This is a genomic window from uncultured Adlercreutzia sp. (genome assembly GCF_958431955.1).
Classification (GTDB): Bacteria; Actinomycetota; Coriobacteriia; order Coriobacteriales; family Eggerthellaceae; genus Adlercreutzia.
In genome coordinates this window covers 114106-123641 of record NZ_CAUASN010000003.1, presented here as the reverse complement: position 1 = coordinate 123641, position 9536 = coordinate 114106, and the positions used below count along the sequence as shown (strand labels likewise).

12 protein-coding genes and 1 pseudogene are annotated in these 9536 nt (G+C 68.9%); all 13 read right to left on the bottom strand.

Annotated features, from left to right (window positions below):
* Positions 1–156: 156 nt before the first annotated feature.
* Entirely contained in the window at positions 157–1368 is a 1212-nt protein-coding gene (gene thiI, locus Q5064_RS02115; protein WP_302961877.1) for a tRNA uracil 4-sulfurtransferase ThiI, read from the bottom strand.
* Positions 1368–1628, bottom strand: a complete 261-nt coding sequence (locus Q5064_RS02110; RefSeq protein ID WP_022739952.1) for a DNA-directed RNA polymerase subunit omega — start codon at positions 1626–1628, stop codon at positions 1368–1370. Before Q5064_RS02110 ends, thiI begins: the two co-directional genes overlap by 1 nt.
* A gap of 15 nt (positions 1629–1643) precedes the next feature.
* Positions 1644–2210 carry a guanylate kinase gene (gmk, locus tag Q5064_RS02105; RefSeq protein WP_302961869.1) on the bottom strand — a complete coding sequence of 189 codons (567 nt, stop codon included), beginning with the start codon at positions 2208–2210 and terminating at the stop codon, positions 1644–1646.
* Positions 2211–2233: 23 nt separating this feature from the next.
* Positions 2234–2545, bottom strand: coding sequence for an integration host factor, actinobacterial type (gene mihF, locus Q5064_RS02100; protein WP_302961867.1), 312 nt, complete (start codon positions 2543–2545; stop codon positions 2234–2236).
* 273 nt (positions 2546–2818) lie between these two features.
* Positions 2819–3547 carry an orotidine-5'-phosphate decarboxylase gene (gene pyrF, locus Q5064_RS02095; RefSeq protein WP_302961866.1) on the bottom strand — a complete coding sequence of 243 codons (729 nt, stop codon included), beginning with the start codon at positions 3545–3547 and terminating at the stop codon, positions 2819–2821.
* Complete coding sequence (locus tag Q5064_RS02090; RefSeq protein ID WP_302961864.1) at positions 3541–4473, bottom strand: dihydroorotate dehydrogenase; 933 nt, start codon at positions 4471–4473, stop codon at positions 3541–3543. Before Q5064_RS02090 ends, pyrF begins: the two co-directional genes overlap by 7 nt.
* Entirely contained in the window at positions 4473–5267 is a 795-nt protein-coding gene (locus Q5064_RS02085) for a dihydroorotate dehydrogenase electron transfer subunit (protein WP_302961862.1), read from the bottom strand. The genes Q5064_RS02090 and Q5064_RS02085 overlap by 1 nt, the downstream gene beginning before the upstream one ends.
* A 68-nt stretch (positions 5268–5335) precedes the next feature.
* A pseudogene (locus tag Q5064_RS02080) lies at positions 5336–5746 on the bottom strand (hypothetical protein); the annotation flags it as partial.
* A gap of 60 nt (positions 5747–5806) precedes the next feature.
* Positions 5807–6265: a PIN domain-containing protein gene (locus tag Q5064_RS02075; RefSeq protein ID WP_302961860.1), complete on the bottom strand. Its 459-nt coding sequence runs from the start codon at positions 6263–6265 to the stop codon at positions 5807–5809.
* Positions 6262–6591, bottom strand: coding sequence for a hypothetical protein (locus Q5064_RS02070; RefSeq protein WP_302961859.1), 330 nt, complete (start codon positions 6589–6591; stop codon positions 6262–6264). Before Q5064_RS02070 ends, Q5064_RS02075 begins: the two co-directional genes overlap by 4 nt.
* 81 nt (positions 6592–6672) lie before the next feature.
* The gene (locus tag Q5064_RS02065) at positions 6673–7518 is read right to left on the bottom strand and encodes an ABC transporter ATP-binding protein (protein WP_302961858.1); all 846 of its coding nucleotides are present in this window, start codon (positions 7516–7518) and stop codon (positions 6673–6675) included.
* A 10-nt stretch (positions 7519–7528) separates the two neighbouring features.
* Positions 7529–8533, bottom strand: coding sequence for an iron ABC transporter permease (locus tag Q5064_RS02060; RefSeq protein ID WP_302961855.1), 1005 nt, complete (start codon positions 8531–8533; stop codon positions 7529–7531).
* Positions 8526–9524 (bottom strand): iron ABC transporter permease, encoded by a 999-nt coding sequence (locus tag Q5064_RS02055; RefSeq protein WP_302961853.1) that lies wholly within the window; start codon positions 9522–9524, stop codon positions 8526–8528. Before Q5064_RS02055 ends, Q5064_RS02060 begins: the two co-directional genes overlap by 8 nt.
* Positions 9525–9536: the final 12 nt, after the last annotated feature.

Below are 9536 nucleotides of genomic sequence, written 5' to 3'. Positions count from 1 at the left end.
GTCGCCCCCGCGTCCCCCTCGCGTCCCGGGACTTTCCCCCGCTTCTCGGATCCAGGCGGGACTCGGACGCGAAAAAAGAGGCGCGGGCCGTTGCCCGCGCCTCCGCTGAGACGTCGCTCTCACTCGCCGGACGGCCGCCCGCGACGGCCCGGAGCGCTACCCCCGCCGGGGCGGCCGGTAGGCCGGGCACGCGTAGTCGTGGGCCTCGGCGGCATCGGCCAGCTCGCGCACCCATTCCTGCCACGGGAAAGCCTCTTCGGCGACCTCCACGTCGGCCAGCTTCGCATGGGTCTCGGGGTTGCGCGGCATGAACAGCGTGCAGCAGTCCGGCGCGTCCTGGGACGAGATCTCGAAGGTGCCGAGCTCTTGGGCCGCGTCGATAATCTCGAGCTTGTCCGAGCCGATGAGCGGGCGCAGCACCGGCATCTCCACCGAGGCGTCGGTGGCGCGGATGTTGTCCAAGGTCTGCGAGGCCACCTGCCCCAAGCTCTCCCCGGTCACGAGCGCGCCGGCCCGCTCGCGGCGGGCGAGCTCCTCGGCCACGCGGAACATGAGGCGCCGGTACAGGATGACGCGCAGCCCCGGCGGGCAGGCGATGGAGATCTCGCGCTGGTAGTCGCCGAAGGGCACCACGTACACCCGCGCGATGCAGCCCGTGCGCTCGAGCACCCGGGCGATATCGTCCACGAGGAACTCCGAGGCGTCCGAGGTCTGCGGGCGCCCCGAGAAGTGCACGCCCACGCACACCGCCCCGCGCCGGGCCATGCGCCACAGCGCCACCGGCGAGTCGATGCCCGACGACAGCAGGCAGGCCACCGTGCCCGAGCTACCCACGGGAAGCCCCCCGATGCCGCGCTCGCTGCGGGCGTACACGTAGGTGAAGCCCTCCACCACCTCCACGCCCACGGTGACGTCCTGGCCCTTCATCTGCACCCGCTTGGCGGGGAACGCCTCGCACAGCGCCGCGCCGATGTCGCGGTTCAGCTGCATGGAGTCGATGGGGAACGTGGTGTGGTTGCGCCGTGCCGACACCTTGAAGCTCTCGAAAGGCTCCGCCTCGGCGAGCGCGATGCAGGCCGCCCGGCCCATGACGTCCATCTCCTGATCGCACTTGAAGCCGCAGGAGACGCGCGCCACGCCGGGCACGCCTCGGATGGCGTCGGTGCACTCGTTCGCCACCTCGAGCGAGGTTCCCTCGCGCAGAAACACCAGCAGGCGCCCCGAGATGCGATGGATGGTCACGACGGGGAACGCAGCGAGAAGCGCCTCCAGGTTCTTCTGGAGGCGCTTCTCGAACACCGATCGGTTGCGTCCCTTGAGCCCGATCTCGTGGTAGTGCACGAGAATGATTCTCTGGAACTCTTCCATTAATGGTTTTTAACGTCGATAGACTCGGGGTCGTAGGAGACCTCGCCGCGGGCGATCTCGTTGAAGGCCATGGACAGCGGCTTGGTGTCGGCGGCGCGGGCGATCTCCACGGCCGTCTGCAGCTGGATGGCGCGATCGCGCTGGCCGCGCATCATGTCGTTGATGTCGTGGGCGCGCTTGGAGGCCAGGGCGCACAGCAGGAAACGGTCGTTATCGGTGCGGTCCAGCAGGACGTCGATCTTCGGTTCGATGATGCTCATAGAATGAATGTCCTCTTACTTCTGCTCGGCAGTTTCGTTCACGTAAGCGACCAGCTGGGCGACGGCGTCGTCCAAATCGTCGTTCACAAGCCGTATATCATACTCCATTTTGTGGGAAAGCTCCACCAAAGCCGTCTCCATGCGCTTTCTCACCACATCATCGGTCTCGGTGCCGCGGCCGCGCAGGCGCCGCTCGAGCTCCTCCAGCGACGGCGGCTCGATGAACACGAGGTGCGCCTCGGGCATCTTCTCCTTCACCTGGAGGGCGCCCTGCACCTCGATTTCCAGAACGACCTGGCGACCTGCGGCCATTTCTCGCTGCACCGAGGCGAGCGGGGTGCCGTAGCAGTTGCCCGCGTACTCGGCCCATTCCAAGAAGCCGCCCTCGCGGGCCAGGTCGAGGAACTCCTGCTTGTCGAGGAAATAATAGCTGACGCCCTCCTCCTCACCGGGACGAGGGCGCCGCGTGGTGGCGGAAACGGAAACCCACGCGTCGGGCACCTCCTCGAGCAGACGTGCGACGAGCGTTCCCTTGCCGGCCCCCGAGGGGCCGCTCACGACGAATAGGTTTCCGGTTCGCATGTATTCCCTTGCTCGTCGGGTACTTACTTCGTCAAGCGGGCGAGCAGGGCCTCGCGCTGACGCTCGCCGATGCCGCGGATGCGGCGGCTCTCGGCGATCTGGAGCTCCTTCATGATGCGCTCGGCCTTGGCCTTGCCGTAGCCGGGCAGCGTCTCGATGAGCGTCGAGATCTTCATGCGGCCCACGATGGGATCCTCGCGCATGTCGAGCACCTGGGCGACGGTGAGCTTGCCGGTCTTCAGCTCTTCACGGACCTGGGCGCGCTTGATGCGGGCAGCCTTTGCCTTCTCAAGAGCCTCGGCGCGAGCCTCGGGGCTGAGTTCGGGGATAGCCATGATATTGTTCTCCTTCCGGTTAGGGCTGGCGAAATAGTACCACGGGTATTGTTGACAAAACAACACGTAATTTGTGCAGAAACGCTAAACGCGATAATTCCTTCAACTTTTCGGGCCTCATCGGGGCTTTTTCTTGAAGATGACTCTAGAAAAAGCTGGAGTTGGCTCGAATATGCAACGGCCTAGGCGACGAAGCGCGAGGTTGCGGACGCCATCCGGCAAGCCGCGCGCGACAGGTGGCGACCCCCCGCCGCGCGCGGCGCCGAAAATTCGCTAGGCGAGCTCGGCGGCGATGGCGTCGAAGGCCGCCACCGGGTCGTCGGCCTCGGTGATGGGGCGGCCCACCACGATGTGCGAGGCGCCGCGGGCGAAGGCCTCGGCGGGCGTGGCCACGCGGCTCTGGTCGCCCAGGGCGGCCCCGGCCGGGCGCACGCCGGGGGTGACGATGTAGGCGTCGGGGCCCAGAAGCTCGCGCAGAGCGGCCGCCTCCTGGGGCGAGGCCACCACGCCCGAGATGCCCGCCTCGCCCGTCTGGGCCGCGAGCGCCGCCACCTGCTCGGGCAGCGGACGCACGACCCCCGTAGCCGCCAGGGTGGCCGCGTCCATGGAGGTGAGCACGGTGATGCCCAAGGTGGCGGGCACGTCGCCGCCCCACTCGGCAGCGCCGGCCACCGCCCCGCGCTGGGCCGCCTCCATCATGGCCACGCCGCCCACCGTGTGCATGGTGATCATGTCGGCGCCGCTCGCGGCCGCCGAGCGCGCCGCGCCCTCCACCTGGTGCGGGATGTCGTGGAACTTCAGGTCGAGGAACACGTTGAAGCCGCGGCGCTTGAACATCTTCACGATAGCCGGTCCCTCGGCGTAGTACAGCGTCATGCCGATCTTCAGCCACTTCGCGTGGCCCTCCAGCTTGTCGGCCAGCGCGATGGCCTCCCAGGCATCGCAGTCGAGCGCCACGATGACGCGGTCGGCGGCGGGAATGTGGTCGAAGGAGGTTAGCATTTCAAGGCTCCAATCAGCTCGTTCACATCGGCCACGCCCTGCTCCTCGCAGTAGGCGGCGATGCCGTCGATGACGTCCATGGTGGCTTCGGGGTTCACGAAGTTCGCCGTGCCCACGGCCACCGCGGTGGCACCGGCCAGCATGAACTCCACGGCGTCCTCGCCGGTGGAGATACCGCCCATGCCGAGCACGGGCACATCCACGGCCTGGGCCACCTGCCACACCATGCGCAGGGCCACGGGCTTCACCGCCGGGCCCGAGAAGCCGCCCACCACGCGGGCCAGCTTCGGCGTGCGGGTGCGCGCGTCCACGGCCATGCCCAAAAGCGTGTTGATGAGCGAGATGGCGTCCGCTCCGGCCGCCTCGGCCGCGCGGGCGATCTCGGCCACGTCGGTGACGTTCGGGGTGAGCTTCACGATGAGCGGGCGCTTCGTAGCGGCCCGGCACATTCCCACCACCTTCTCCACGCTGGGCACGTGGCAGCCCATGGTCATGCCGCCGGCATCCACGTTCGGGCACGAGATGTTCACCTCGTAGGCATGGACCGGCGCCTCCTCCAGAGCCTCGATGACGGCCACGTACTCGTCGAAGGAGTGGCCCGACACGTTCACGATGGTGGTGGCGCCCCGCTCGGCGAGCCAGGGCAGCTCCACCTCCTTCAGGTGCGCGACCCCAGGGTTCTGAAGCCCGATGGAGTTCAGCATGCCCGAAGCGGTCTCGGCGATGCGGGGGCTCGCGTTGCCCTCCCAGCCGTTGAGCGACACGCCCTTGGTGGTGACGGCGCCCAAGGCCGCCACGTCCACGAAGTCGTTGTACTCGATGCCCGCCCCGAAGGTGCCGGAGGCCACCGTCACGGGGTTCTTCATGGCAAGGCCGCCCAGGTTCACGGCCATCGACACGTTGGTCTGCCTCGGTTTGCGCTGCATTACCACACCACCTCGCTCGCAGGGAACACCGGCCCGTCCACGCAGGCGCGGCGCTTGCCGTCTGTCGTGTCCACCACGCAGGACAAGCACGCGCCCACACCGCACGCCATGCGGCGTTCGAGCGATACCTCGCAGAACACGCCCGCATCGGCGGCCATGCCGGCCACGATGCGCATGAGGGGCTCGGGCCCGCAGCAGGCCACGTAATCGTAGGGCGCGCCCGCCTCTGCCGCCGCGGCAAGCGCCTCTTCCACGAGCGGCGTGCAGAAGCCCGCGCGCCCGAAACTGCCGTCGTCGGTGGAGCAGGCCGGCTCACAGCCGAGGGCGGCGCCGTAGCGCTCGCGGGCCACGAGGGCATCGATGGTGGAGGCGCCAAGCACCGCCGTCACCTCCGCGCCGGACGCCTTGAGCTCCTCCACGAGCGGGTACAAAGGCGCGCTTCCCACGCCGCCGGCCACGACGAGCGCCCGCTTGCAGCCTGCGGGAGGCTGCCAGCCGCGGCCGATGGCGCCGATGAGCTCCACCGCATCGCCGGGGACAAGCGCGGTCATCCGGTCGGTACCGAAGCCGAGCACCTGGTACATCATATCCACGGTGCCCGCCTCCGCATCGGCCGCGTAGATGCCCAAGGGCCGGCGCAGGATGTGCCCCTCCATGCCGGGCACGCGCACGTGCACGAACTGCCCCGGCCGCGCCGCCGCCGCGATCTCGGGCGCGGCCACGGTCATGAGCCAGATGTTGCACCCCGCTTCCTCGTTCACCAGAATGGGGGCGTTCTCGTTGCAAAGCGCCATAGGCTCTCCCGTCGCATCGCGTCCGTCAAAACGTTGGATGACATTCTAGCGCATAATGGCCGCGCCCCCTACCCCGCCATCGCCTGGAGGCTGACCACATCCAGCTCGCCCTCGCGGGCGGCTTGCATGCCGGCGGCCATGGCCTGGGCGCCGGCCAGGGTGGTGGCGCAGAAGACGCCGTGGCTCACCGCGGCGCGGCACAGCGCGTAGGAGTCGTCGCCGGTACGCTGGGAGTCGGGCGTGTTCACGATGAGGGCGGCGATATCGATGTCCAGGTAGTCGGGCACGCCCTCCATGAGGCGCGTGAAGGCCGTGAGCAGGTAGTGGGCGTCGGTGGGCCCGGGGGCGGCCTCGGGATGGTACTGCACGCTGAAGGCGGGAATGTCCAGGAAGGCAAAGCCCTCGGCCGTGCCGTCGTCCAGGTTCACGTGGGTGAGCCGGATGCTCCCGAAGCGCTCGTTTCGCACTACGGGCGCCACCTGGCGGGGCCCCCACAGGCGCAGGTTCCGCCCGACGGAATCGGGCAACGGGACGGAAAATCAGTCTATCGGCGGCAGATCGACCCACCCATATTCGACATCAGAAGGCTTGAAAAGCTCGACGAATTCCCGCGGAGCGAGCACGGGAACGGGCGATTTCTCGAAGTCCCTGCCGTTGCGGGTGACGATGAAATCCATGGCCGCGCGCTGCGCCGAGGCCATGATGAGATCGTCCTCGTAATCGCGGTGCTCGTGCTCGTAAGCGTTGAGGCAGTCGCCCTGGGTGGTGTCCACGATGGAGAAAAGCCCCAGCAGCTGGCCAAAAGCCGCGCGGGCTTGAGCGGACGTCATGAGCTTTCTCGCAGTGAGCAGATAACGGATGGACGGAGTGCTGCAGGCGGGGATCCAGAGCTTGAAATCGCGCAGCAGGGCCACATCGACGGCTGTGAAGGCTCCCTCGAAGTCGTCCGAGTCGGTGAACAGATCGATAATGACATTGGTATCGAAGAGAACGTTCACGAGCGATCACCCTCGTAACTCTCAAGCAGGTGGCGACGCCAGTCCTCGCGCCAGTCGTGTCCTTCCGGCTCGATGGGCGGAACCAGAGCCTGAGGCGCAGGGCGTCGCGATCCCACCATGGTGCGAAGAAGCTTCCGCCGGCTCTCCGCAGTGCTGCTCACACCCCCCTGCGTTAGGAAATCGGGCAGCTGCTGGCTTCGCTCCAACTCGCAGAACAGCTGGCGCACCGCTTCCGAAATGCTCATGTTCTGTCGGGCAAGCACCTGCATGCCGTGCTCTTTCAACTCTTCCGGAAGGCGAATATTCAGTGTGGCCGTCGCGCTCATGGAAACCTCCTCTTCGATGTCGCCAGTATACTGCATTACGTAATGCAGAGCAAGTAGTTGGCGAATGGCAGAGAGAGATTCTCAGGGGCGGTTGTCGGCCAGGCGGTAGCTCGCCAGGCTCGGGCGGCCGGTCCAAGGGTCGCGCTCGATGAGGGCGTCCAGGCCGAAGACCTCGCGCAAGAGCGCCGGGGTCATCACGTCGGCCGGCGTGCCGGCGCCGCATATCCTCCCCGCGCGCAGGGCGATCATCCAGTCGGAGAAGCGGGCCGCCAGGTTCAGCTCGTGGATCACAAGGGCGATGGTCTTCCCCTCCCGCTCGTTCAGATCGCGCAGAAGCTCGAGGACCTCCAGCTGGTGCGCCATGTCGAGATACGTGGTGGGCTCGTCGAGCAGGATGAGGCCGGTGTCCTGGGCCAGCGCCATGGCTATCCAGGCCCGCTGGCGCTGGCCGCCCGAGAGGGCGTCGATGGGCCGCGCGGCGAACTCGTCCAGATGGGTCATGGCCAGCGCCCAGGAGACGATGGCGCGGTCGTCGGCCGTCAGGCGCCCGAGACCCCGCTGGTGCGGGTAGCGCCCCAGCGCCACGAGCTCGCCCACGGTCAGGCCGCCCGGAGCCGAGGGCGCCTGGGGCAGCAGCGCCATCTGGCGGGCCACCTCGGCCGTCGGCATCTCGGCGATAGCACGGCCGTTCAGGTACACCGCGCCCGCGCGCAGGGGCATGGTGCGCGAGAGGGCCTTCAGCAGCGTCGACTTCCCGCAGCCGTTGGGGCCGATGATAGAGGTCACCTTCCCGACGGGCACCCCCACGTCCATGGGCTCGATGACGACGCGATCGCCGTAGCCCACCGACACCCCCTCGCCGCGCAGGGCTGCGTCGGCGAAGTGCGCGCAGGAGCTGTCGCAGGTTTCGCAGAGCTTCTCTTCCACCGCTCTCCTCCTAGGATCTCGCCAGCAGGTACAGGAAATAGGGCGCGCCGATGACCGCCGCCACGATGCCCACGGGGATCTCGTTGGGCAGAAGCAGCGTGCGCGAGACGATGTCGGCCGCTAGCATGAGCACGGCCCCCACGAGCACCGTGGCGGGCACGAGCACGCGGAAGTTCGGCCCGACGAGCCGGCGCGCCATATGCGGGCAGACGAGCCCCACGAAGGTGAGGCCCCCTCCCACGGCGCAGGCGAGGCCCGAGGCGGCCACGGCGCAGGCGAGCAGCGCCCCCTGGGCCCGGGGCACGTTCACGCCGAGCCCCGCCGCGGCCGCCTCGCCCAGCGCGAGCACGTTCAGGGTGCGCGCGGCATAGAGCGCCAAAGCGATGAGCACGGCGAGGCCCGCAGCCAGCAACGCCACATTCTGCCAGGTGGCGCCCCAGATGCTGCCGGCGAGCCAACTCTGCACGAAGGCGTAGTCGCCATCCCCCATGCGCAGCATGAGCAGGCTCGTCGCACTGGACAGCCCCATGGAGAGGGCCACGCCCACGAGCAGGAGCCGCCGGGGGCTCGCGCTGCCCCGCACCCGGGAGAGGCGCCAGCCGGCGAGCGCCACCGACAGCGACCCGGCGAAGGCGAGCAGCGGGAGCGCCACCACGCTCGGGATAAGGCCCGCGGGCACGAACACGATGAAGGCCGCCACAAGCAGCCCCGCGCCGGCGTTGATGCCCAGAATGCCCGGATCGGCCATGTCGTTGCGCGAGACGCCCTGCAGAAGGCATCCGGCAAGCGAGAGGGCCACGCCCACGAGCATCGCCGTGAGCACCCGGGGCAGCCGCAGCTCCACGAGGGTGTAGACGAGGCTCTGGGGCGCCGTGCCCGCGAGCACCTGGCCGAGCTCGGCCAGGGAGATCGCCCGCCATCCCGCGTTCACGTCGAGCCAGAGGGCAGCCGCGGCCAGCACGGCGAGCGCGGCTATGACGAGGCCGGCGCGGCCCCTGAACTTCCGATCAGCCAAGGTCGTCCGCCTCCCTCCGCGTGCACCAGATGAAGAACGGCACGCCCACGATGGCGAAGATGACGCCGATGGGCACCTCGCTCGGCGCGATGAGGGTACGCGCCAGCACGTCGGCCAAAAGCATGAACAGGGCCCCGGCCACCATGGAGGCGGGCACCACGACGCGGTAGTCGGCGCCAACGAAGCGTCGCACTACATGAGGCACCATGAGGCCGACGAAGGCCACGGGCCCTGCGAGCGCCACTGCAGCGCCCGCCAGCACGAGCACCACCAGAAGGCAGAGCGTGCGCGACCGTCCCACCGACACCCCCAGACCCGATGCCGCCTCGTCGCCGAGGGAGAGCACCGTCACCCGCGGCGCGAGCGCGCAGGCGGCAACCAGGGCGACCACCATGAACGGGGCCGCCAGCGCCAGGGTATCGGCGCGGATGCCGGCCACCCCGCCCGCCGTCCAGAACGTGAGCGAGTAGCCGATGTTGAAGAAGATGGCCACGCCCTGAGCGAGCGCCGTGAGGAAGAGGCCCACCGCGCAGCCCGCGAGCACCAGAAGCACCGGGTCCACTGTGCGCCGCCGAAAGCTCACGGCCCCGTAGACCGCCCCCATGGCGAGCGCCGCGCCCGCGAAGGACGCCACCACCACGCCGGCGAAGCTCATACCGGGCAAAAGCGCCAGGCACAGCGCCAGCGCGAAGGCCGCCCCGGCGTTGATGCCCAGAAGCCCCGAGTCGGCCAGAGGGTTGCGCGTCACGCCCTGCATAAGGGCGCCGGCCACGGCGAAGGCCGCCCCCACCACGATGCAGCCCACGGTGCGGGGGCCGCGCAGCTCGAGGACGGCCACATGCTCCTGGTTCGCCATGTCGGGCGAAAGGAGCGCCGCAATCACCTGGTCGGGGGCGATGGCGGTGCTGCCGAGGAACAGGGAGAGCCCGGCGGCCAGCACGACCGCCGCCGCTCCCCCGGCGAAGAACAGCGTTGTACGCAGGCGCGGCACGGCCCCGCCCCG

What these genes read in the sequence shown, in the direction of transcription:
- mihF (WP_302961867.1), bottom strand. Translation starts at nt 2,545, where the DNA reads ATGGCTATCCCCGAACTCAGCCCCGAGGCTCGCGCCGAGGCTCTTGAG.
- Q5064_RS02070 (WP_302961859.1), bottom strand. Translation starts at nt 6,591, where the DNA reads ATGAGCGCGACGGCCACACTGAATATTCGCCTTCCGGAAGAGTTGAAA.
- gmk (WP_302961869.1), bottom strand. Translation starts at nt 2,210, where the DNA reads ATGCGAACCGGAAACCTATTCGTCGTGAGCGGCCCCTCGGGGGCCGGC.
- Q5064_RS02110 (WP_022739952.1), bottom strand. Translation starts at nt 1,628, where the DNA reads ATGAGCATCATCGAACCGAAGATCGACGTCCTGCTGGACCGCACCGAT.
- thiI (WP_302961877.1), bottom strand. Translation starts at nt 1,368, where the DNA reads ATGGAAGAGTTCCAGAGAATCATTCTCGTGCACTACCACGAGATCGGG.
- Q5064_RS02090 (WP_302961864.1), bottom strand. Translation starts at nt 4,473, where the DNA reads ATGCAGCGCAAACCGAGGCAGACCAACGTGTCGATGGCCGTGAACCTG.
- pyrF (WP_302961866.1), bottom strand. Translation starts at nt 3,547, where the DNA reads ATGCTAACCTCCTTCGACCACATTCCCGCCGCCGACCGCGTCATCGTG.
- Q5064_RS02085 (WP_302961862.1), bottom strand. Translation starts at nt 5,267, where the DNA reads ATGGCGCTTTGCAACGAGAACGCCCCCATTCTGGTGAACGAGGAAGCG.